The sequence below is a fragment of the Mesorhizobium sp. ISC15 genome (genome assembly GCF_037162615.1).
Classification (GTDB): domain Bacteria; phylum Pseudomonadota; class Alphaproteobacteria; order Rhizobiales; family Rhizobiaceae; genus Mesorhizobium; species Mesorhizobium mediterraneum.
The window spans coordinates 3,916,956-3,937,212 of sequence record NZ_JAVSPX010000001.1; the positions used below are offsets into that span (position 1 = coordinate 3,916,956).

A 20,257-nucleotide genomic window follows, 5' to 3' on the forward strand; every position below is an offset into this window, starting at 1 on the left:
AGTTTACCGAGGTGGGGGCTGGCCCGGCGTTTAGCGCATGACCCCGAAAATCGGAATCGATTTTCGGAAAGGATCATGCGCAAACAGAATTCAGGCGGCGCCTTTGACGCTCACGCCCTTTTCGACGAGAAACGTCTGTAGCTCGCCCGCCTGGAACATCTCGCGAATAATGTCGCAGCCGCCAACGAACTCACCCTTGACGTAGAGCTGAGGGATGGTCGGCCAGTTGGAGTATTCCTTGATACCTTGCCGCAGATCGGCCGAGGTCAGCACGTCCACGCCCTTGTAGTCGGCCCCGATGTAGTCGAGGATCTGCACGACTTGACCGGAAAATCCGCATTGCGGGAAACCGGGCGTGCCCTTCATGAAAAGGACGACGTCGTTGCCCTTCACTTCGCTGTCGATGTAGTCGTTGATACTGCTCATAGAGAATCCTTTCATGCCCGCGGGAGTCGGGCTCGAAACATATCCTTTCAAATAAACCCATAGGTTGCCTGAAACAAGACGTTTGCCGCCTCGTCACGCAAATGGCGCAAAGGATGGCTTGATATTGGGCCAAGAGCATCGGCCAGCTATTTCCCCGGGAAGCGATGAAAAGGCGACATAGCGCGGCGATCCTGATTGGTGTTCTGCTTGTCGCACTGGCCCTGATCTGGTGGTTTTGGCCGTCGGAGCACCCGCCTGTCACCGTCGGCGGCGAACTGCCCGGACCATGCCGGGATTTTAGCTTCGAGGCGGTTCGCTACATCGTCTGCGAGATCGATCTTCGCAGCTACGACGTCGCTGTCTTCCACGCCGGCGACGACGGCAGGGCCTTCGGTTCGCTGGAAAAGTTCGACAAGTCGATGTCGGGCGAGGGCAGGCCGGCGCTGCTCGCCATGAATGCCGGCATGTATCATGAGAATCTGACGCCGGTCGGCCTTCTCGTCGAAAATGGTCACGAGGTGGCGCCGCTCAACCTCGCTGATGGCGAAGGCAATTTCTTCCTGAAGCCAAACGGCGTGTTCCTGATCCGCAAGGACGGCAAGGCGGCGATCATGGAAACGAACGCCTGTGCCGCCGCAAAGCCGGACGTGGCGTTCGCCACGCAGTCCGGCCCGATGCTGGTGATCGACGGCCGGCCTCATCCACGCTTCGAGGCGAACGGCACGTCGCGTCACATTCGGAACGGCGTCGGCGTGCGTGATGAAAACACGATGGTGCTGGCGATCTCACGCTCGCAAGTCAGTCTCGGCAGCTTTGCACGCCTGTTCCGCGACGAGCTAGATTGCCCCAACGCGCTTTTCCTCGACGGCGTAGTCTCGGCGCTGTCGAATGGCGAGAGGATGATCGTCGGCGGAAGCTATCCGGCAGGGCCGATCATTGCCGTCTCAGCGAAAAGGTGACGGCACATTTATTTGTATGCGCGCACGCATATGAATGCCGGCGCCATACTCAGTTCGGCAAAATGCCTGGGATCGACCGCTTCCATCTCCGGCACCGGAAGCGGCTCGACGAAACGGTCGAGCGTCCAGCCTGCGCCGGTAAGGCCATTGAGGATATCACTGAGCGGTCTGCGATAGGACTCGACATAGGGGTTGGGCTCACCAAAGCCGCCCCAATGCATACCCCAGCGGTTGGTTTCAAAATAGGTTTTCGCTCCGTGCGTGCGCTCGTCCTGCCAGTCGCGCATCGGGTGGCCCATCGAGAAAACCAATTTGCCTCCAGGCCTGGCAACGCGATGAAACTCGGCGAATACCGGCGTCAGCCGTTCGACATAATCAAGCGCCAGCGAGCAAATTATACGGTCGAAACTGCCGTCTGCGAGCCAGTCGAGAGGCTTTTCAAGATCGCCGAGCCGGATATCGACATCCAGTCCCGCGCAGCGCTCGCGCGCCAAGGCCAGCATTTCCGGCGTGATGTCGAAGGCACTTACCCGCGCACCTGAGCGAGCCAGTTTTTCCGAGCAGATGCCGGAGCCGCAACCCGCGTCCAATATGTCCAGTCCGGTAACCTCCCCCAGCAATTCGAACGAGGCCGGACGTTCATAAAGGGCGTTGTGCGGCTTGCTCGGTGCGAGCGCATCGTAGCGCTTCGCGAAGGAGGCATAGGCATCGACCGCAACCGACTTGCTGTCGCTTGCTTTGACCATGAGAAAAAGGCTTCTTGCCGCGCGCGCTTGGTTCAGTCCGGCACGCTGGTCTGCAGGGCGAGCGCGTGCAGCACGCCGCCCATATTGCCCTTCAGTGCGTCATAGACCATCTGATGCTGCTGGACGCGGCTTTTTCCGCGAAAGCTCTCGGCCACCACCTCGGCCGCATAGTGGTCGCCGTCGCCAGCCAGGTCGCGAATCGTCACCTTGGCGTCCGGAATGCCTTCCTTGATCAGCCGTTCGATGTCGTGCGCGTCCATTGCCATGCGAGGATTCCTTGTTCAGGTCGTGATCTCATAGATATGATCGAAATGGCGGATGAACCACACCGAAACGGCCCCACTCGATCATATCACGGGTCCACGACCTCATTTGCCATGAAGCGAGGAAACCAGGATTCGTGGGCAGCGGTCAATTCACCGACAGGGATCGCCCGTGCCTCGCCGAGTTTCAGGTCACTACCGCCGGTCGAGCCGATCCACGGCGTGAAGATACCGAGCTTGCTCTGCTCTTCGCGAATAGCGTCCCATTCCTTGCTCTGCGGATCGATCGACAGCGTCAAGAGGTAGCGGCCTTGATCCTCGCCGAACCAGACCGGGATCGGATCGGTCCCGACCAGGCCGGGGACGGTCGCGCCGATACCGGACGCCATCGCCATCTCAGCCAGCGCGACCGCAATGCCGCCGTCGGAGACATCGTGTGCTGCGGTAACGACGCCGGAGGCGATCAGGGCGCGTACATGGTCGCCGACGCGCTTTTCATGGTCGAGGTCGACCGGCGGCGGCGGGCCGTCGGTGCGGCCATGGATGTCGCGCATATAGGCCGATTGGGCAAGATGCGTTCCCCACATGGACGGCGCGCCGACCAGTAGGATCATCTGGCCCTCGGCGGCAAAGCCGATCCGCGTCATTTTGGACCAGTCGGCGATCAGCCCAACGCCGCCGATGGTCGGCGTCGGCAAGATGCCTTGCCCGTTGGTTTCGTTGTAGAGCGAGACATTGCCGGAGACGATCGGAAAGCCGAGCGCGCGGCAGGCGTCGCCGATGCCTTTCACGGCGCCGACCAATTGGCCCATGATCTCGGGCCGTTCCGGATTGCCGAAATTCAGGTTGTCGGTCGCGGCAAGCGGCAGGGCGCCGGTGGCGGTAAGGTTGCGCCAGCATTCGGCCACCGCCTGCTTGCCGCCCTCGTAAGGGTCGGCCTCGCAATAGCGCGGCGTCACGTCGGAGGAGAAGGCGAGCGCCTTGGTCGGATGACCGTCGACACGCACCACGCCGGCATCGCCGCCCGGAAGCTGCAGCGAATTGCCCTGGATCAGCGTGTCGTATTGTTCCCATACCCAGCGGCGCGAGGACAGGTCGGGTCCGCTGAGCAGTTTCAGCAAAGCCTCGGCGACATCCGCTTGTGGTGCATCGCTGGCTGCCAGGGGCGCCGGCTTCTTCGGCTCGGTCCAGGGACGGTCATATTCCGGCGCCTGGTCGCCAAGGTCCTTGATCGGCAGATTGGCGACCTCATCGCCCTGGTGCAGCACGCGAAAGCGCAGATCGTCGGTGGTCTTGCCGACAATGGCGAAGTCGAGGCCCCATTTGTGGAAGATCGCCTCGGCTTCCTTTTCCTTTTCGGGGCGCAGCACCATCAGCATGCGCTCCTGGCTCTCCGACAGCATCATCTCATAGGCGCTCATGCGCTCCTCGCGCACCGGCACCTTGTCGAGGTCGAGCTCGATGCCGAGGTCGCCCTTGGCGCCCATTTCGACCGCCGAGCAGGTGAGGCCGGCGGCCCCCATGTCCTGGATGGCGATGACGGCGCCGGACGCCATCAGCTCGAGGCAGGCTTCGAGCAGGCATTTTTCAGTGAAGGGGTCACCGACCTGAACGGTGGGCCGCTTCTCGTCGATCTTGTCGTCGAACTCGGCCGAGGCCATGGTCGCGCCGCCGACACCATCGCGGCCGGTCTTGGCGCCGAGATAGACGACCGGGAGGCCGACGCCCTTGGCTTCCGACAGGAAGATGGCATCGGTCTTGGCGAGCCCCGCCGCGAAGGCGTTGACCAGGATATTGCCATTGTAGCGCGCGTCGAAATTGACCTCGCCGCCGACTGTCGGCACGCCGAAGGAATTGCCGTAACCGCCGACACCGGAAACGACACCGGCAACCAGATGTTTGGTCTTGGGATGGTCCGGCGCACCGAAGCGCAGCGCGTTCATCGCCGCGATCGGCCGCGCGCCCATGGTGAAGACATCGCGCAGGATGCCGCCGACGCCGGTCGCCGCCCCCTGATAGGGTTCGATATAGGAGGGGTGGTTGTGGCTCTCCATCTTGAAGACGACGCAGTCGCCGTCGCCGATATCGACCACACCGGCATTTTCGCCCGGACCCTGGATGACCCGCGGCCCGGTGGTGGGCAGCGTGCGCAGCCACTTCTTCGAGGATTTGTAGGAGCAGTGCTCGTTCCACATCGCCGAGAAGATGCCAAGCTCGGTGAAGCTCGGTTCGCGACCGACCAGGTCGAGGATGCGCTGATATTCGTCGGGCTTCAGCCCGTGCGCGGCAATAAGTTCCGGAGTGATCGGGGCGGAATTGGAAATGGTCATGGGCGGAAATTTATATCCTTGGGATCGAGTCCCGTCTTATCGCAAGCTTTGCAGCCGATACACCCCATCAAGCGACGAAAACGATGAATAGCCACAGGGGCAGCAAGTAGCGAAAGATCGCCACTCGACCCGCCTGTTTCAAGCCGGTTCAGGAGAAACTGTCGTAGCCGGCACGGCCTTCGTCCAGAAGCCGCCTGATCACCGCGAGACCATGCGCTAAGTCCTCTCGCCGTTCGGGCTGTGACACGCCAAAGCGGACGCCATGGAAAACCTGTTCGGAGCGCCCCGCCTTGAACTCGTCCTCATCGTCGATCAGCACGCCATGCTCGAGGCAGGCTTGCTTGAAGGTGCCGGAAAGCCATGGATCGGGCAAAGTGAGCCAAACGAACGGCACGTTATCCAACGCCTTGAAGTCGAAGCCGTCGAGTGTCTCGCGAACGATCCCTATGCGCGCGCTGATTTCGGCAATGCTGCGTTTGCGCATCTCGCTGGCCTGGCCGGACAGCACCAGCCGGCTGCCCACCTCTGCCAGCAGGAAGGCGAGGCCGCCGGTCATCATCTTGTGGGCGACCCTGATGCGGTGGCGATAGGCCGGCGGGCAGGCTAGCCAGCCGCTACGAACACCCGCCGCGACCGATTTCGACAGGCCGCCGGCAACGATTGTCCGTTCCGGCGCATATTCGGCGAGCAATGGTGTTGGGTCGTCTGTCATGCCGCCATAGAGATCATCCTCAATCAGGACGACATTGTATTGACGGGCGACGCGCGCGATGGCCTCGCGGCGCGTTGCCGACAGCGTCACCAATGTCGGGTTCTTGGCCGTCGGCATCAGGAACATTATTTTCGGATGTTTTTGCGCACAGACGCGCTCGAAATCATCGGGATCGATGCCTTCGTCGTCCGCCGCCACCAGTGCGGTCCGGCGCCCGATCAGGCCGGCGCTGCGGGAAATCTGCGAGTAGGTGAGGTGCTCGAAGACAACATAGTCGCCGGGAGTGGTGAGCCCCGCAATCGCTGCCATCACCGCGGCATGGGTGCCGAGCGTCGGAACTATGGTATCCGCGGTCGGGCGAAAGGAATTGCGCGACAGCCAGCTTCTGCCTGCCTCAAACCAGCGGTCCGGGAAATCGCGCGTGTAGCTTGAAATCTCGTGCGGATAGTCCTGCGTTGTGCGCGAAAGCACATCGGCGACAATGGCGCCCTGGCCAGTGTCGGGCGCGGCCGTGCTGTCGAGGCGCAGTTTGTCGCGAGGCGCATCGAAGTAGTAGCGCGTGCCTTGCTCGACAGGTTCCAGGAAATCCGGCTTCGCGACATCCAGGCGCTGCGTCAGGACATAGGTTCCGCGCCCAACTTCGCCGCTGACCAATCCGCGCTCCCGCAGCAGCTGATAGGCCCTGCCGACGGTGCCGACGGTCGTGCCGATATCGTATGCCAGATCCCGTTGCGGCGGCAGTTTTGTCCCTGCATCGATCACGCCCCGATCAATGTCCGTTTCAATGGAATCCGCCAACCGCTGATAGAGCGGGCCGGTGCCTGTGGTGAGATCTGGAAGCCAACTTGTCATGGTAACAATTTTCTATATTGCGCCGAAATATGAGTCAATACATATGAAGCGTCTGGCAAAAAGGGTACAATCGCAGATATTGGCGGAAGAGCAATGGATACAATCGGCACAATTCACTATGCAGGAGCTGAGTTACGGACTGCGCGGCCATCAGGTCGGAGGACCTATGTCAATCGTCTCGTCCGCGTGGTCAGGTCGCTTTTCAAGTGGATCGACACCATAGTCGATCGCCGGCGCAGCCGGCTGATATTGCTGGAGATGACCGACGATCAGCTCAAGGATATCGGCGTCTCGCGCTGCGATGCCCACCGTGAGGGTCTGCGGCCGTTCTGGGACTGAAAAGAAGGTCTCAGGAAGCCCTTTTCGTACCTTGATGGACGCCAGGGCTCCTCATCCGTGAGATGCCGTGGTCGGCAAGCACGGCGACTACGCACAGCGCGAGAAAAAGCCCGGTGATGCCGAGCGCCGAGACGGCGACGCTGGCCGCGCCGTTCTTGGCGACATCGAGGAACGGGTAGGGCACTTCGCCCGATATCGGCGCCCGCGCCAGTGCATAGGCCAAATAGGCGACCGGATAGATCATCCACCAGGAGATGTCGCGCCACCGCGTCGAGCCATCGGCGCCTGCCACAAGCCACCACAGCACGAACAGCACCGGCGTCACATAGTGCAGCAGGACATCGCAGAGCAGGAACAGGCCCTGCGGCTGCCAAAGCTGCGCCAGGACCGTGGCATAGACGATGAAGACCAGCGTTATGGCAACCGCTACGCCGGCCCGTGTCCGCGGCCCGGCAAAGGCTGGGAACCAGGCGTAGCCACCGGGTGACAGCAGCGAAACATGCACGAGCACGGCGCCGATATTGGTCAGGATGGTGAAGAAGCTGAAATAGAAGACCAGCGAGCCAACAAAACTGCGGCCGGCTTCCATCGACGCCGGAACGGTTATGCAGATTTGCAGGACAAGCCCGGCCAGACCTATGACCAGACCCGCTATCTGCAGCAAGCGGGCCATGACGCTACGCCGCCGTACCGCAGGCCGGGTTGCCTGTCTGCCAGCGCGCGATGTCCGAGCCGATGCGTGCACCGAGCGGCTCGTCCATCAGCGGACCGTAGACGTCGATGCGGCGTGAATTGCCTTGCGCCTGCACGACCAGCAACGGCTTTCCGCCATAGTGTTTGACCGGGACTAGCAGGAAGCGCGGCGTGCCGGTGAACGAATTCAGCTCGTTGGCCATCTGATAGGGCTTGAAGGCAGGATCCTTGTTGGCGATCCAGCATTTGTGGGCGGCGATCGCCACCTGTTCCATGGCAAGCAGCGACGCGCTCTTGCCCGAAGGTGCCGGCGCGTTCTTCGGCTTCGATTGGCAGGAGGCGAGCACAAGGCCGGCGGTGGCGACGAGAGCGAGGCGGGCGATCGTCTGTCTCAGGCTCATGCGGCGCCCTATTTCGAGTTCGGGAAAAGGATGAATGCTGGAGATATCAAGCGGCGATGCCGAGGGCACTTTCGAATAGTGCCCGGCCGTCGCTGCCGCCATGTGCCGCTTCGATCAGGTTCTCGGGATGCGGCATCAGGCCGAGCACATTGCCCTGGCCGTTGATGATGCCGGCAATGTCGTTGATCGAGCCGTTGGGATTGGTGCCTTCGGCATAGCGAAAAACGACCTGGCCTTCGCCTTCGAGCCTGCGAAGCGTCTCGTCGTCGGCAAAATAATTGCCGTCGTGATGCGCCACCGGCGAGCGGATGATCTGGCCCGGCTGATAGCGGCGGGTGAACATGGTGTTGGCGTTGGCGATCTGCAGCTTGACTTGCCGGCAGACGAATTTCAGCGACGTGTTGCGCATCAAGGCGCCCGGCAAAAGGCCGGCCTCGACCAGGATCTGGAAGCCGTTGCAGACGCCGATGACCATGACGCCCTTGGCTGCTTTTTCAGCCACCGCCCGCATCACAGGCATGCGCGCGGCGATGGCACCGCAGCGCAGATAATCGCCGAAGGAAAAGCCGCCGGGGATGGTGATCAGGTCGACATCGGGGATTTCGGTGTCGGTCTGCCAAACCGTGACCGGTGGCGTTCCCGAAATCTTGGTCAGCGCCGCAATCATGTCGCGGTCGCGGTTGAGGCCAGGCAGGAGGACGACGGCTGATTTCATTTTGGTTCGTAAGGCCTCTGGGCTTCGGCAAGTTCGCGCAGGTCTAGGCGACGTTCAATATGTTCCAGGCGCTCGTCCTGGCGAGCCAGCACGCCATAGATGTTCTTCACGTCACCCTCGGTGGCGATGAGGTGGCCGCGGATAGAGCCGAGCTCGGACTTTACCTCCCCGAGCGTCAAATCCATCCTGTCCAGCCGCGACTGAATGGACTTGAGGACTTCAAATATCAAGCTTCCATCAATCTCGGTCATCTGCCCTCCGGCACAACCTCAGGTAATGGCCACACTATAGTTCTCAATCACCGTATTCGCCAGAAGCTTGTCGCACATCGCCTTGAGATCGGCCTCGGCCTTGGCCTTGTCGCTCTCCGAAAGCTCGACGTCGAAGACCTTGCCCTGCCGCACCTGGCCGACGCCGTCAAAGCCCATCCCGGACAGCGCATGTTCGATCGCCTTGCCTTGCGGGTCGAGCACGCCGTTCTTGAGAGTGACGGTAATGCGGGCCTTGATCACGCTGGACATGCTCCTGTTCAAAGTGTTGAGCGGCAAAAATCTCAGTGGGGCTTGCCTTTGACGCCATCGGTCGAGGCGACGAGCACTGGTCCGGCGGGACGCGGCGGCTCGTTCTCGTTCATGATGCCGAGGCGGCGGGCGACTTCCTGATAGGCTTCGACCAATCCGCCCATGTCGCGGCGGAAACGATCCTTGTCGAGCTTGTCCTGCGTCGCCACGTCCCACAGACGGCACGAGTCCGGCGAGATCTCGTCAGCAACGACGATGCGCATCATGTCGCCTTCGAACAGGCGGCCGCACTCGATCTTGAAGTCGACGAGTTGGATGCCGACGCCCATGAACAAGCCGGAGAGGAAGTCGTTGACGCGGATGGCCAGCGCCATGACGTCGTCGATCTCCTGAGGGCTCGCCCAACCGAAAGCGGTGATGTGCTCTTCAGACACCATCGGATCGTCGAGCGCGTCGGCCTTGTAATAGAATTCGATGATCGAGCGCGGCAGCACCGTGCCTTCCTCGATGCCGAGACGCTTGGCCAGCGAACCGGCGGCGACGTTGCGGACGACCACCTCGAGCGGAATGATCTCGACTTCCTTGATCAGCTGCTCGCGCATGTTGAGCCGGCGGATGAAGTGGGTCGGAATGCCCATCCGGTTGAGATGGTTGAAGATATGCTCGGAAATGCGGTTGTTGAGCACGCCCTTGCCATCGACGATTTCGTGCTTCTTCTTGTTGAAAGCGGTCGCGTCATCCTTGAAGAACTGGATCAGCGTTCCCGGCTCAGGTCCCTCATAGAGGATCTTGGCCTTGCCTTCATAAATGCGGCGGCGATTTTTCATCTGATTTTTCTCTGGATTTCCGGGCAGGCGGCAAACGACCAGTTCCTGTCCGTCTGCCTAAATTAGTGCGGCAACGGTAGGGTTCAATGCCGGTGTCTATCCCAATCGCACTGTTTGCTCAATCGGCAAATCCTTTCAATCAACCGCTTTCCGGAATGAAATGCCGCAGCGCAGCAAGTGATGTAGCATATTGACCGGCCCGCGGCCTTTTGGTTTGTGCTTCGGCAACACATATTCAACCGCCAGCGAATCGGATTTGACCGGAGGGATGCCATGATCGATATGAAAGACCGCGAAGAGGGTTTCGAGCGCAAATTCGCATTCGACGAGGAGCTTCGGTTCAAGGCTTCGGCGCGCCGCAACAAGGCGCTCGGCCTGTGGGCCGCCGAAAAGTTGGGCAAGTCCGGACCCGATGCCGAAGCCTATGCCAAGCAGGTCGTGGTCGCCGACATCGAGGAGGCTGGCGATCACGACGTTTTCCGCAAGATCCGCAAGGATTTCGACGAAGCCGGGGTCGACCAGTCGGACCACCAGATTCGCCGCACCATGGACGATCTGATGGCGCAGGCGATTGAACAGATCAAGAACACCTGATCTCTCTCTGAGCCAAATCGACCTGCTGGACCAATCGACCGCCCGGGTGGACCGGGCGGTTTTTCTTTGCCTTTGCAGCCATTTCCGGCTGAATTGCTGCAACCAAAGAGGAAACCGCCTATGTCCCTGAAGTCACGCCTTGCGGCCGATGAAACGTTGTGCACCGCATGGTCCGGCGTGCCTGATGCCCTTACGGTCGAGATTCTTGCCCGACAGGGTTTCGATGCCGTCACGCTCGACATGCAGCATGGCGGGCATCACGAGGACAGTGTGCTGCGCGGCCTTGGGCCGGTGCTGGCCGCCAACAAACCGGCGCTGGTGCGCATTCCGGTCGGCCGCTTCGACATGGCCAGCCGCGCACTCGATTTCGGCGCTGAGGCGGTAATTGCGCCGATGGTGAATTCTGTGGCGGACGCCAAGCTGTTTGCCGCCGCTATGAAATACCCGCCGCTCGGCGAGCGCTCCTGGGGTCCAACCTATGCCTTTCCGCGTCACGGCAAGGGGGACTACGCCGACTGGCTGCGCGAAAGCAACGAGCGCACCATGGCTTTCGCGATGGTCGAGACGCGCGCCGCCCTCGATGCGCTCGACGGCATCCTCGACACGCCGGGTATCGACGGCATCTTCCTCGGCCCATCGGATTTCTCGATTGCCTGGTCGAACGGCGCCACCGTCAACTCGACGCTCGAAAGCATGATGGAGACCGTCGCCTCGATCGCCGAGCGGACACGCAAAGCCGGCAAGCATGCCGCGATCTACGTCGTCGAGCCGGCAATCGCCGGCCGTGTGGTGTCGATGGGCTATCGGTTGCTGGCCATGGGCTCCGAGCATGCGCTGATCGGTCTGGGAGCAAAAACCCTGCTGAAGAGCGTAAGGGACTCGATCGGGTCCTAAAGATCCGTCAGGAATTTCGCAAAAGTCATCGATCCTTCGGGCCACGGCCCGAAACCGGAATCCGCATTGAGATGTCCGGCATCGCCGGCGTCGATGAACAGCGAGCCCCAGGCGCCGGCAATGTCCTCGGCGACGCCGAACGCGCAGAACGGGTCGTTGCGGCTGGCGATCACCACCGAAGGGAATGCCAGCGGTTCGCGCGGGTAGGGGCCGAAGGTCATCAGGTGCCTGGGCTTTATCTTGGGATTGGCGACGTCGGGCGGCGCCACGAAGAAGGCTCCGGCGACCGGGCGCTGGAACTGCGGCATTGCCTGGATTGCGGCCGCGACCCCAAGCGAATGCGCGACGATGACGACCGGCCGCTCGGCCTCGTTAACCGCCTTCGCCACGCTCGCCGTCCAGTCCTGGCGCACTGGCTTCGACCATTCTGCCTGCTCGACGCGGCGTGCCGTCGACAATTTCGATTGCCAGCGGCTCTGCCAATGGTCGGGACCGGAATTGGTATACCCCGGCACGATGAGAATATCTGCATCTCTGACTTTCATGGCGCGCATGTAGCGAGCACCGTTGCTTCGCGCAACCGTGTCGAGCCGGCCTGGCGATCAAAATGGTGAACACCATGTTCGCTTCTTGCCATCTTGTGTGAACGATCGCGATCGACGATCTGTCGTCGAGAAAGAAACAGCCGTGTAAATGAGAAACAGGATTTTGGAACTGACACGACGTACAATGGTAGGTGGCGCCGGGCTCCTGGCTTTGGGAATCTCGTCGACGGCCGCCCAAACGGAGAGTTTGATGAGCGAACTGCCTTTTGCCGCCACGACCCCGGTCAGCGTTGCCCGCGTCGGGTTGCGGGCGCGCGATGCCGAAAATCTCGCTGCCTATTATCGCAACGTCGTCGGCCTGCAGGAGCTGAGCCGCGCAGGCGGCACGATTACGCTGGGCGCTGCCAATCGTCCCTTGCTCGACATCGAGGCGGATGCAGTGGCGAAGCCCGACGATCCGCGCAGTGCCGGCCTCTTCCACACTGCCTTCCTGCTGCCCAGCCGGGCCGATCTCGGCCGTTGGATCAACCACGCCATCGCCAACAAGATCGGCATCGAGGGCGCTTCCGACCATCTGGTCAGCGAGGCGCTTTACCTGACCGACCCTGAAGGCAATGGCATCGAGATCTATGCCGACCGCCGCCGTGAGGACTGGAAATGGAATGGCGACAAGATAGCGATGGCGACCGAACGGCTGAACATCTCCTCTGTCGTTGCCGAAGTGCGGCCGGCGATGCCGGCTGGCAGGGTGCGCCGGACAACAGCATCATCGGACATGTCCATCTGCGCGTCGGCAGGCCGGAAGACGCCGAAGCCTGGTGGCATCAGGAATTCGGCTTCGACACAGTGGCGAAATATGGCAGCGCGGCGGTGTTCTTGTCGTCAGGCGGCTACCACCACCATATCGGCGCCAATGCGTGGCAGAGTGCCGGTGCCGGCCGACGCGATCCTTCTCGGTCCGGTCTAGCCTGGGTGGAAATGCGTTCAGACAATGTGACTGACGCAACGACCCGTGAGGACCCATGGGGAACGGTGATCAGGACCGTTCCAGGCAAGGCTTGAGCGTTTTGGAAGCCTGTTAGAGCCGGGCTTTTTCCAACAAGCGACCGAGCATGAGCAGGCCCGCCGGCCAAAGGCCGAGGCGGGTCTCGTTTCCCATATGGCCGAGATCGCCGGCATCGGCGAGGTCCGCGCCCCAGGCCGCGGCGAAGGCCGTCGCCTGGTCGAAGGTGACGCGCGGATCGGTGCGGCTGGCCACCACCAGGGTCGGGAAAGGCAAGCGTTTCAACGGCATCGGCGCAAAGGGACGAACAAGGTCGAAGGACGGATCAGGGTCCTCGACATTGGTTGCGGCAACCAGCAACGCGCCCGCAACCTTGTTGAGCTGGCTTTCGCTGGCGCCGGCTGCCCATTTCACCGCCGTCGCCACCGCCAGCGAGTGTGCAAGCAGCACCACGCGCCGAGGTGCTGCGGCAATCGCGGCGTCCACCCGGCCAATCCAGTCCTCGGGGCTCGGCCTGTCCCATTCGGCCTGCAGCACGCGGCTCGAATTGGGGAGTGCCCGGCACCAATGCGACATCCAGTGATCTGGCCCGGAATTACCGCGCCCCGGCAGGGCGAGAAAATCGAATTCTCCAGCCGCCGAAATCATCACGCTTCTCCGAACACCCGCTTGAAGATCGTGTCGACATGCTTGGTATGATAGCCAAGGTCGAATTTTTCACGGATCTCGGCTTCGGGCAAGACTGCGGTGACCTCCTTGTCGGCGAGAAGTTCTTCAAGGAAATCAGCGCCTTGCTCCCAAACCTTCATGGCGTTACGCTGCACCAGCCGGTAGGCATCCTCACGGCTGACGCCCGCCTGGGTCAGCGCCAGCAGCACGCGCTGCGAATGCACGAGGCCGCGGAACTTGTTCATGTTCTTCAGCATGTTGTCGGGATAGACGAGCAATCTGTCGATGACACTGGTCAGCCGCGACAGCGCGAAATCGAGCGTCACCGTCGCATCCGGGCCGATCATGCGCTCGACCGACGAATGCGAAATGTCGCGCTCGTGCCAGAGCGCCACGTTCTCCATCGCCGGCAGCGCGAAGGAACGCACCATGCGGGCAAGCCCGGTGAGGTTTTCGGTCAGCACGGGGTTGCGCTTGTGCGGCATCGCCGACGAGCCTTTCTGTCCGGGCGAAAAATACTCTTCCGCCTCCAGCACCTCGGTGCGCTGCAGATGGCGGATTTCTGTCGCCAGCCGTTCGATCGACGAGGCGATGACACCCAGCGTCGCGAAGAACATCGCATGACGGTCGCGCGGGATCACCTGCGTCGACACCGGCTCCGGCTTCAATCCGAGTTTCTTCGCCACATGCTCTTCGACATAGGGGTCGATATTGGCGAAGGTGCCGACAGCACCTGATATGGCGCATGTCGCAATGTCTTCACGCGCGTGCACCAGCCGCTCGCGGCAGCGCGAGAATTCAGCATAGGCCTGCGCCAGCTTGACGCCGAAGGTGGTCGGCTCGGCATGGATACCGTGGCTGCGGCCGATGGTGACGGTATCCTTGTGTTCGAAGGCGCGACGCTTGAGCGCCGCCAGCAGCGCGTCGATGTCGGCCAAAAGGATGTCGCTGGCGCGACTGAGCTGCACGGCAAAGCAGGTGTCGAGAACGTCCGAGGAGGTCATGCCCTGATGGATGAAGCGGGCATCCGGCCCGACGAATTCGCTGAGATGGGTGAGGAAGGCGATGACGTCGTGCTTGGTGACGCGCTCGATCTCATCGATGGCCTCGACGTCGAACTTCGCCGCCCCGCCCTTTTCCCAGATGGTCTTGGCGGCCTCCTTCGGGATCACGCCGAGCTCGGCCAATGCGTCGCAAGCGTGGGCCTCGATCTCGAACCAGATGCGGAACCGGGTTTCGGGCGACCAGATGGCCACCATTTCCGGCCGGGAGTAGCGAGGGATCATCGGTCAGTCCTGACTTGCGAGGGCGTTCGACCGCGTCCTAACAGAGGCTGACAAAATGCTCAACGCTGCTGCCGCGCAAACCAGATGCTGGCGAGAGCGAGCGCTATGAAACCGAGCGGAAAATAAAGCCGGATGCCCAGAACGATGAATTGATAGAACGCCGTCGCCACAGTGTGCACGAACTGGATGGACCAGGCGATGGTCAGTGCCGGTTCATGCCACTGGGCATAGTAGGAACGGTAGTGCAGCGCAAAGAGCCCGCCAGTGAAGCCGATCGTCGCGACGAGAAGACAGACAAACGCGGCCGCCAAGGCGACTTGCCAATGCCGTCCGAGCGAGACGAGCCGCGCCAGGAACAGGCCAACCGGAAAGGCGAGCGCACCGCCTGCCGCATAGAGCAACGAGACGAAGCGGATCTTTGCCGGGGTCTCCCAGTCGTCCAGCAGCAGATTGACAAGCGCGCTGGCGCCCATCGCTGCGGCCCACAGCAGGGCGCCACAGGCCGCGGCGCCCGGCGATGGCAAGGCCGCCTTGCGGATGCGATCCCGGACGCGGTTGCGTATGACGGGGAGCGGCGTCACAGCCGGCCGGTCACCGCGATCCAGCGATAGTCCGGCCCTTCGAAGCCATATTGGCGCACCGCAATCAGCACGGCGTAGGCGCTGAGGCCTTGCAACGAAAATGTCTGCACCGCACCAATGCGGTAGCCGTTCGGGCAGCCTCTGCTTTTGGGGATCGACTTGTCCTCGTGCAGAAGCTCGGTCTTGCCGCCGTCTTTCGCCTCGATGCGCAGCAGGCGAAAGCCGTTGATCTCGCCCAGGCTCTGGCAGGTTTCGGTGTCGTTCATGCCGATCTCGTCGAGCCGGAACTCGAGCGGATCGTCGACCGGCGAGAAGATCGGCCGCGGGTTGACCACCATGCGGAACGGATCGGCCGAAAGTTCGGTCACCGGGTTGAAGCCGGCGGTGATGCCGCGGTTCGCGGTCAATTCCGACTGCTTGATGATGGCTTCGCCTTTCTGCCGGGCGGCAAGGCGCGCCGCTTCGGGCGTTGCGTTCTCGTCGTCAAGCCGCACCCTGATCGGCGTGCCCTTCAGAAAACTGTCGTCCGCGGTGTTGATGTAATAGCGATTGGCATAGGGGAATCCTGATCCGTCCTGGACGCCATATTCCTCGAAGGCGAAGACGCCGCCATCCCCGGTGAAGCCGAGGATTTCAAGCTCGGCGACGTCGCCGGCATGCGCGGCGAGCGAAGTCGTAAACTGGGCAAGGAGGGAAACGGCAAACAGAACAAGAATTCGCATGGTGTTACTCCCGGCAGCCAAGGTCGATCCATCACTATCACGACGCGGTCAAGACGTCGTGCGGTCTGAAACCGCAACGCCGATGCATCCAATCGTGCCGTCATTTGTTATTGTCGGCAGCTTCAAATGGAGACCCCACCATGACCGATGCAGCCAAGATTCGCCAACACATGGAAGTGATCGGCGCCGACGGCGTCCATGTCGGCACCGTCGACAAAGTTGAGGGACAAAGAATCAAGCTGACCAAGCGTGACAGCGGCGAGGGCGCTCATAGGGGCCATCATCACTTCATTCCGCTCAGTCTCGTTGCCGAGATTGAGGGTCAGAAAGTGCGGCTGTCGGCAAATTCGGATGTCGCGGTCACCTTCGAGGAAGAAAAATCCGACCCCACCTGATCACGGGCCATTTGATTACGGCCCATTTGATTACGGCAGCGCGCATTCAGCGCGACGACCAGACCGGAAACAGGTCGCCTTTGGCAGGCGTCGCGGCAAAGACGCCGCGGCTGATGGCACGCGCCATGGTGGCGCCGGCCGCTGCGTAGAGGTCGATGGCGTCGTTGGGCGCCAGCTCGATGCCGCTCTTGCCGGTCGCCAGCGCGAAAACCAGATCCCCGTCGGCCGGCGTGTGTGTCGGCCAAATGGCGTGGACGAAGCCATCATGCGCTGATATCGCCAGGCGTTTGGCGGCAGCCTTGGTGAGAACGGCATCCGTGGCGATGACGGCGATGGTCGTGTTGCCGCCGACCGCCGTCCGTGTCCCAACATGCTTGTCGCGAAACTTCAGCAGGATCCGTTTCGCGTCCTCCGGCATCGGCGAGGGATAGCCAAGCCCGCCGAACTCGTCGCCGATCTCGAAGGGTGCGGCCCAGAAATGCCTGCCACGGGCGATTGTCACCGAGCCGGTCGGGTTGACGGCGGCGAGCGCGCCGATGGTGACGCCGCTGTCGAGCACCGTCGAGGCTGATCCAAGGCCGCCCTTGAGGCCGGCACTCAATGCACCGGTGCCCGCGCCGACCGTGCCGAGCGGAAAGTCGCTGCCGACTGTCTGTGCCGCCTCATAGCCGAGATCGCGATAGGGCGGATAGCGCCCCCAGTCCTTGTCGCCGCCATTGCGCAGGTCGAACAGGATCGCCGCCGGCACGATCGGCACGCGAAAGCCGCCGACCTCCACGCCGATGCCTCTTTCGCGCAACGCCGCCTGCACGCCGGAGGCGGCATCGAGACCGAACGCCGAGCCGCCCGAAAGCACCACGGCATGGATCGCCTCGATCGAATTGTGCGGCTCGAGCAAGTCGGTCTCGCGGGTGCCGGGCGCCCCGCCAAGGATCTGCACGCCGGCCACCGCCGGTTCGTCGCAGACGACGGTGGTCACCCCGGATTTCAGCCTCGCATCGGAAGCGTTACCGACACGCAGGCCGGCGACATCGGTGATGAGATTGCGCGGCCCTGTACGAAACATCATTGGTCCTCGATCGGCACGAACCGGACGCCGTTGAAACGGAAGACCCGATAGAGGTTCTCGGTCAAGTCGCCCTTGCCGTCAAAGCGGACGGGCCCGATCGCTGTGCTGAAGTCATGCGCGGTAAGCGCATCGGCCAGGGGCTTGCTGGAGGTTTCCGCCAGCGCCGAGGCCGCCTTGGCGATCTCGACCGCCGCATAGGCCGGCAGCGTGTAGCCGTCCGACACGATCTCTCGGGCGGCAAACGCCTCCAGCACCTTGGGGTCGGCGACATCGGCCCATTCGGGCGGCGCGATCATCAGCGTGCCCTGGGCATAAGGCACGTCGCCGGGCAGTGTGCGCAGTGTTTCGCCTCCGGCAAAAATGATGCCGGCATCGAGCTGGCCGGCGTCGCGGCCCATGATGGCGACGTCGCTGCCGTCGCCGCCGGCGAAGACGTGCGTTGCGCCGGCTTTCCTCAGCCGCCCGATCAGTCCGATCTGGTTATCGAGCTGCGGCCGGAACGTGTCGACGAACACTGGCTTCAGCGCCGCCTGTTCGGCTGCCGCCCGAAGCGTCTCGGCGATTTCGCGGCCATAGATCGTGCCGTCGTCGACGATGGCGAACAGCTCGTTCTGCCATTGGCGAGTGAGGATGGAGGCGACGGCGTTGCGCTCGTCGTCGCCGCGCGGTCCGAGACGAAAGACTGGCCAGCCGGTCTTGGCGCGCCGGTCGGTCAGGCTTTCGGTGCGCACGCCGACGGTGATGACCGGTATGTTGGCCTCCTTCAGGATGGGCAGCGCCGCCTCGATCGCCTCGGTGCAGAGGAAGCCGACGACCACGCTGACTTTCGCCGCGGCGAATTCCCTGGCTGCGGCAGCCCCGCCATCTGCCGTGCAGCCGTCGTCGACCATCTTGAGCTGGACACCGTTCGCCTCTGCCGCCAGGCCGGCGCCGGCCTCGATCTGCTTGCCGAGGATCGCCGACGGTCCGGATAGCGGTGCTGCAACGCCGACCAGCAGCGTCTCAGCGTTCGCATTGCCGGCGAGAGACAGCCAGCCCAGCACCGCTATTGTCGTTGTCCTGGGTCGCATGCGGGCGAAGAATTCCTCCGCGCCGGTCGCGTGTTTGCCGGCGCCACTTCCTGCCAAGACCTAAAGGCTGGCTAGCTTCCACGCAACACGCGAAATTCAGGATGCATGTCAACCACTTCGCTTGTGGCATGCAATATGCCGCCATATATAACGGTTGGGTTCACCTCGCTCCAAACCAATGGAAATCGCCGGTGCTGAAAAAGAACGACATAGGGCCGCAGGCCTATCGCGACGCGATGAGCCATTTTGCCGGCCACGTCCATGTGGTCACCACCGATGGCCCCAGTGGCAGGCGCGGTGCGACGGTCATTGCGGCCTGTTCGGTCTCGGACACGCCGCCGACCATCCTGGTTTGTCTCAATAGCGAAAATCCCAAGAACGAGCCGTTCGTCAGGAACGGCAAGTTCGCCTTGAACACGCTGGCTTCGCACCAGGAGGCGTTGGCGGTCGGCTTTTCCGGTCTCACAGGCCTGCCGGTCGAGGAACGTTTCGCGCTGGGCGAGTGGGACGTGATCTCGACCGGTGCGCCGACGTTGAAGGGCGCGCTTGCCGTGTTCGACTGCGAACTGATCGACATCAAGGATCTGGCCACCCACCGTGTGCTTTTTGGCAAGGTGACAGGCCTGCGCATCGGCGATAATTTGCGGCCGCTGATCTATCACGACCGCGACTACCACGTTCTGTGACGGGTATGGTTGCACTCACGGAGAGAGCATGGCCGAGTTGAAACCGCGTCCCGCGCCGCGGACGATCGACGAGACGCTCGATCTCCTGACCGGCGCGGACTATGTGGCGGATCGGTCGTTGGCGACCGTGCTGTTTTTATCGCTGCGCATGAAGCGGCCGCTGTTCCTCGAAGGCGAGGCCGGCGTCGGCAAGACCGAGATCGCCAAGGTGCTGGCGCAAGCGCTCGGCCGCCGGCTGATCCGCCTTCAATGCTATGAAGGCCTCGATGTCTCGTCGGCCGTCTACGAGTGGAACTACGCCGCGCAGATGATCGAGATCCGCATGGAGGAGGCGGCCGGCAAGGTCGATCGCTCCGACATGGAGCGCAACGTCTTTTCCGAAAAATACCTGATCCGCCGCCCGGTGCTCGACGCACTGACCGGCAAGGCGGGCGCCGCTCCGGTCTTCCTGATCGACGAGCTAGACCGCACCGACGAGGCCTTCGAGGCATTCCTGCTCGAGATCCTCTCCGACTTTCAGGTGACAGTGCCCGAACTCGGCACGATCAAGGCGGAGGAGTCGCCGATCGTCATCATCACCACCAACCGCACCCGCGAGATCCACGACGCGCTGAAGCGGCGTTGCCTCTATCACTGGGTCGATTATCCCAATGCCGAGCGCGAATTGGAGATCGTGCGCAGAAAAGTGCCGCAGGCCAACAGCCGGCTGTCGGCGGAGGTGGTTTCGTTCATCCAGAAGCTGCGCCAGATTGAGCTGTTCAAGGTGCCGGGTGTCGCCGAGACCATCGACTGGGCCGGCGCGCTGACCGAACTCGACAAGGTGGCGCTCGATCCGGAAACCGTTTCCGACACGATCGGCGTGCTGCTGAAATACCAGGACGACATTGCCCGTATCGAGCAGGGCGAAGGCCGGCGCATCCTCAACGAGGTGAAGGCCGAGCTTTCGGCGGCGGAGTAGG

The 20,257-nt window shown here is 62.3% G+C and carries 25 protein-coding genes and 1 pseudogene; 8 read left to right on the forward strand and 18 right to left on the reverse strand.

Annotated elements, in window-relative coordinates:
- Positions 1-90: 90 nt before the first annotated feature.
- A complete protein-coding gene (gene grxD / locus RPG13_RS18795) occupies positions 91-426 on the reverse strand; it encodes a Grx4 family monothiol glutaredoxin (protein ID WP_337125727.1) in 336 nt (111 codons plus the stop codon).
- A 164-nt stretch (positions 427-590) separates the two neighbouring features.
- Between grxD and RPG13_RS18800 the strand changes: the two genes are divergently transcribed.
- Positions 591-1,385 (forward strand): phosphodiester glycosidase family protein, encoded by a 795-nt coding sequence (locus RPG13_RS18800; RefSeq protein ID WP_337125728.1) that lies wholly within the window; start codon positions 591-593, stop codon positions 1,383-1,385.
- Between the two features lie 8 nt (positions 1,386-1,393).
- On the opposite strand, the gene RPG13_RS18805 is transcribed toward RPG13_RS18800, so the two are convergent.
- The 4 genes from RPG13_RS18805 to RPG13_RS18820 all read right to left on the reverse strand — a co-directional run bounded on the left by RPG13_RS18805 (position 1,394) and on the right by RPG13_RS18820 (position 6,288).
- A complete protein-coding gene (locus RPG13_RS18805) occupies positions 1,394-2,131 on the reverse strand; it encodes a class I SAM-dependent methyltransferase (protein WP_337125729.1) in 738 nt (245 codons plus the stop codon).
- Between the two features lie 32 nt (positions 2,132-2,163).
- Complete coding sequence (locus RPG13_RS18810) at positions 2,164-2,397, reverse strand: BolA/IbaG family iron-sulfur metabolism protein (protein WP_023674714.1); 234 nt, start codon at positions 2,395-2,397, stop codon at positions 2,164-2,166.
- An 86-nt stretch (positions 2,398-2,483) separates the two neighbouring features.
- On the reverse strand, positions 2,484-4,724 hold the full coding sequence (purL, locus tag RPG13_RS18815; RefSeq protein WP_292648578.1) for a phosphoribosylformylglycinamidine synthase subunit PurL: 2,241 nt from the start codon (positions 4,722-4,724) through the stop codon (positions 2,484-2,486).
- 148 nt (positions 4,725-4,872) lie between these two features.
- Complete coding sequence (locus tag RPG13_RS18820) at positions 4,873-6,288, reverse strand: aminotransferase-like domain-containing protein (RefSeq protein WP_126106803.1); 1,416 nt, start codon at positions 6,286-6,288, stop codon at positions 4,873-4,875.
- A 93-nt stretch (positions 6,289-6,381) separates the two neighbouring features.
- On the opposite strand from RPG13_RS18820, the gene RPG13_RS18825 reads away from it, so the two are divergent.
- Positions 6,382-6,627: a DUF1127 domain-containing protein gene (locus tag RPG13_RS18825; protein ID WP_337125730.1), complete on the forward strand. Its 246-nt coding sequence runs from the start codon at positions 6,382-6,384 to the stop codon at positions 6,625-6,627.
- Between the two features lie 10 nt (positions 6,628-6,637).
- On the opposite strand, the gene RPG13_RS18830 is transcribed toward RPG13_RS18825, so the two are convergent.
- From RPG13_RS18830 to purC, 6 genes are read right to left on the reverse strand one after another with little or no spacing between them, the layout of a single operon-like run.
- Positions 6,638-7,300 (reverse strand): Pr6Pr family membrane protein, encoded by a 663-nt coding sequence (locus RPG13_RS18830; protein WP_292714965.1) that lies wholly within the window; start codon positions 7,298-7,300, stop codon positions 6,638-6,640.
- Positions 7,301-7,304: 4 nt separating this feature from the next.
- A complete protein-coding gene (locus RPG13_RS18835; protein WP_095489565.1) occupies positions 7,305-7,721 on the reverse strand; it encodes a hypothetical protein in 417 nt (138 codons plus the stop codon).
- A 46-nt stretch (positions 7,722-7,767) separates the two neighbouring features.
- On the reverse strand, positions 7,768-8,436 hold the full coding sequence (gene purQ / locus RPG13_RS18840; protein ID WP_126106801.1) for a phosphoribosylformylglycinamidine synthase subunit PurQ: 669 nt from the start codon (positions 8,434-8,436) through the stop codon (positions 7,768-7,770).
- Positions 8,433-8,687 carry a hypothetical protein gene (locus RPG13_RS18845; protein WP_126106800.1) on the reverse strand — a complete coding sequence of 85 codons (255 nt, stop codon included), beginning with the start codon at positions 8,685-8,687 and terminating at the stop codon, positions 8,433-8,435. The genes purQ and RPG13_RS18845 overlap by 4 nt, the downstream gene beginning before the upstream one ends.
- A gap of 18 nt (positions 8,688-8,705) precedes the next feature.
- Entirely contained in the window at positions 8,706-8,948 is a 243-nt protein-coding gene (gene purS / locus RPG13_RS18850) for a phosphoribosylformylglycinamidine synthase subunit PurS (protein ID WP_126107512.1), read from the reverse strand.
- Positions 8,949-8,989: 41 nt separating this feature from the next.
- Positions 8,990-9,784, reverse strand: a complete 795-nt coding sequence (gene purC / locus RPG13_RS18855) for a phosphoribosylaminoimidazolesuccinocarboxamide synthase (RefSeq protein WP_023674725.1) — start codon at positions 9,782-9,784, stop codon at positions 8,990-8,992.
- Positions 9,785-10,057: 273 nt separating this feature from the next.
- Here purC and RPG13_RS18860 point away from each other — a divergent pair, with 273 nt between their 5' ends.
- Entirely contained in the window at positions 10,058-10,378 is a 321-nt protein-coding gene (locus RPG13_RS18860) for a DUF1476 domain-containing protein (protein ID WP_095489563.1), read from the forward strand.
- Between the two features lie 120 nt (positions 10,379-10,498).
- Entirely contained in the window at positions 10,499-11,272 is a 774-nt protein-coding gene (locus tag RPG13_RS18865) for an HpcH/HpaI aldolase family protein (RefSeq protein WP_126106799.1), read from the forward strand.
- Here the strand turns inward: RPG13_RS18865 and RPG13_RS18870 are convergent.
- Complete coding sequence (locus RPG13_RS18870; protein WP_095489682.1) at positions 11,269-11,817, reverse strand: RBBP9/YdeN family alpha/beta hydrolase; 549 nt, start codon at positions 11,815-11,817, stop codon at positions 11,269-11,271. The genes RPG13_RS18865 and RPG13_RS18870 overlap by 4 nt on opposite strands.
- A 250-nt stretch (positions 11,818-12,067) precedes the next feature.
- Here RPG13_RS18870 and RPG13_RS18875 point away from each other — a divergent pair.
- Positions 12,068-12,879: pseudogene (locus RPG13_RS18875) on the forward strand (VOC family protein).
- 16 nt (positions 12,880-12,895) lie between these two features.
- Here the strand turns inward: RPG13_RS18875 and RPG13_RS18880 are convergent.
- From RPG13_RS18880 to RPG13_RS18895, 4 genes are read right to left on the reverse strand one after another with little or no spacing between them, the layout of a single operon-like run.
- Complete coding sequence (locus RPG13_RS18880; RefSeq protein ID WP_095489560.1) at positions 12,896-13,468, reverse strand: RBBP9/YdeN family alpha/beta hydrolase; 573 nt, start codon at positions 13,466-13,468, stop codon at positions 12,896-12,898.
- The gene (purB, locus tag RPG13_RS18885) at positions 13,468-14,775 is read right to left on the reverse strand and encodes an adenylosuccinate lyase (RefSeq protein WP_126106797.1); all 1,308 of its coding nucleotides are present in this window, start codon (positions 14,773-14,775) and stop codon (positions 13,468-13,470) included. Before purB ends, RPG13_RS18880 begins: the two co-directional genes overlap by 1 nt.
- A gap of 59 nt (positions 14,776-14,834) precedes the next feature.
- Complete coding sequence (locus RPG13_RS18890; RefSeq protein ID WP_337125731.1) at positions 14,835-15,356, reverse strand: hypothetical protein; 522 nt, start codon at positions 15,354-15,356, stop codon at positions 14,835-14,837.
- Positions 15,353-16,078: a DUF2259 domain-containing protein gene (locus RPG13_RS18895; RefSeq protein WP_337125732.1), complete on the reverse strand. Its 726-nt coding sequence runs from the start codon at positions 16,076-16,078 to the stop codon at positions 15,353-15,355. The genes RPG13_RS18890 and RPG13_RS18895 overlap by 4 nt, the downstream gene beginning before the upstream one ends.
- Positions 16,079-16,218: 140 nt before the next feature.
- Between RPG13_RS18895 and RPG13_RS18900 the strand changes: the two genes are divergently transcribed.
- Positions 16,219-16,473 carry a DUF2171 domain-containing protein gene (locus RPG13_RS18900; RefSeq protein ID WP_095489556.1) on the forward strand — a complete coding sequence of 85 codons (255 nt, stop codon included), beginning with the start codon at positions 16,219-16,221 and terminating at the stop codon, positions 16,471-16,473.
- A gap of 46 nt (positions 16,474-16,519) precedes the next feature.
- Here the strand turns inward: RPG13_RS18900 and RPG13_RS18905 are convergent, their stop codons facing one another.
- Complete coding sequence (locus RPG13_RS18905) at positions 16,520-17,539, reverse strand: P1 family peptidase (RefSeq protein WP_292625007.1); 1,020 nt, start codon at positions 17,537-17,539, stop codon at positions 16,520-16,522.
- Positions 17,539-18,612, reverse strand: coding sequence for a branched-chain amino acid ABC transporter substrate-binding protein (locus RPG13_RS18910; protein WP_337125733.1), 1,074 nt, complete (start codon positions 18,610-18,612; stop codon positions 17,539-17,541). The genes RPG13_RS18905 and RPG13_RS18910 overlap by 1 nt, the downstream gene beginning before the upstream one ends.
- A 191-nt stretch (positions 18,613-18,803) precedes the next feature.
- On the opposite strand from RPG13_RS18910, the gene RPG13_RS18915 reads away from it, so the two are divergent.
- Together RPG13_RS18915 and RPG13_RS18920 are read left to right on the forward strand one after the other, a co-directional pair.
- Positions 18,804-19,298, forward strand: a complete 495-nt coding sequence (locus RPG13_RS18915) for a flavin reductase (protein ID WP_095489679.1) — start codon at positions 18,804-18,806, stop codon at positions 19,296-19,298.
- Between the two features lie 28 nt (positions 19,299-19,326).
- Complete coding sequence (locus RPG13_RS18920; RefSeq protein ID WP_337125734.1) at positions 19,327-20,256, forward strand: AAA family ATPase; 930 nt, start codon at positions 19,327-19,329, stop codon at positions 20,254-20,256.
- Position 20,257 lies beyond the last annotated feature (1 nt).

Coding starts and splice junctions, on each gene's coding strand:
- RPG13_RS18910 (WP_337125733.1), bottom strand. CDS start 18,612: ATGCGACCCAGGACAACGACAATAGCGGTGCTGGGCTGGCTGTCTCTC.
- purC (WP_023674725.1), bottom strand. CDS start 9,784: ATGAAAAATCGCCGCCGCATTTATGAAGGCAAGGCCAAGATCCTCTAT.
- RPG13_RS18880 (WP_095489560.1), bottom strand. CDS start 13,468: ATGATTTCGGCGGCTGGAGAATTCGATTTTCTCGCCCTGCCGGGGCGC.
- RPG13_RS18920 (WP_337125734.1), top strand. CDS start 19,327: ATGGCCGAGTTGAAACCGCGTCCCGCGCCGCGGACGATCGACGAGACG.
- RPG13_RS18825 (WP_337125730.1), top strand. CDS start 6,382: ATGGATACAATCGGCACAATTCACTATGCAGGAGCTGAGTTACGGACT.
- RPG13_RS18845 (WP_126106800.1), bottom strand. CDS start 8,687: ATGACCGAGATTGATGGAAGCTTGATATTTGAAGTCCTCAAGTCCATT.
- RPG13_RS18800 (WP_337125728.1), top strand. CDS start 591: ATGAAAAGGCGACATAGCGCGGCGATCCTGATTGGTGTTCTGCTTGTC.
- RPG13_RS18900 (WP_095489556.1), top strand. CDS start 16,219: ATGACCGATGCAGCCAAGATTCGCCAACACATGGAAGTGATCGGCGCC.
- purL (WP_292648578.1), bottom strand. CDS start 4,724: ATGACCATTTCCAATTCCGCCCCGATCACTCCGGAACTTATTGCCGCG.
- RPG13_RS18905 (WP_292625007.1), bottom strand. CDS start 17,539: ATGTTTCGTACAGGGCCGCGCAATCTCATCACCGATGTCGCCGGCCTG.
- purQ (WP_126106801.1), bottom strand. CDS start 8,436: ATGAAATCAGCCGTCGTCCTCCTGCCTGGCCTCAACCGCGACCGCGAC.
- purB (WP_126106797.1), bottom strand. CDS start 14,775: ATGATCCCTCGCTACTCCCGGCCGGAAATGGTGGCCATCTGGTCGCCC.
- RPG13_RS18865 (WP_126106799.1), top strand. CDS start 10,499: ATGTCCCTGAAGTCACGCCTTGCGGCCGATGAAACGTTGTGCACCGCA.
- RPG13_RS18830 (WP_292714965.1), bottom strand. CDS start 7,300: ATGGCCCGCTTGCTGCAGATAGCGGGTCTGGTCATAGGTCTGGCCGGG.
- RPG13_RS18805 (WP_337125729.1), bottom strand. CDS start 2,131: ATGGTCAAAGCAAGCGACAGCAAGTCGGTTGCGGTCGATGCCTATGCC.
- grxD (WP_337125727.1), bottom strand. CDS start 426: ATGAGCAGTATCAACGACTACATCGACAGCGAAGTGAAGGGCAACGAC.
- RPG13_RS18860 (WP_095489563.1), top strand. CDS start 10,058: ATGATCGATATGAAAGACCGCGAAGAGGGTTTCGAGCGCAAATTCGCA.
- RPG13_RS18810 (WP_023674714.1), bottom strand. CDS start 2,397: ATGGCAATGGACGCGCACGACATCGAACGGCTGATCAAGGAAGGCATT.
- RPG13_RS18835 (WP_095489565.1), bottom strand. CDS start 7,721: ATGAGCCTGAGACAGACGATCGCCCGCCTCGCTCTCGTCGCCACCGCC.
- RPG13_RS18895 (WP_337125732.1), bottom strand. CDS start 16,078: ATGCGAATTCTTGTTCTGTTTGCCGTTTCCCTCCTTGCCCAGTTTACG.
- RPG13_RS18820 (WP_126106803.1), bottom strand. CDS start 6,288: ATGACAAGTTGGCTTCCAGATCTCACCACAGGCACCGGCCCGCTCTAT.
- RPG13_RS18870 (WP_095489682.1), bottom strand. CDS start 11,817: ATGAAAGTCAGAGATGCAGATATTCTCATCGTGCCGGGGTATACCAAT.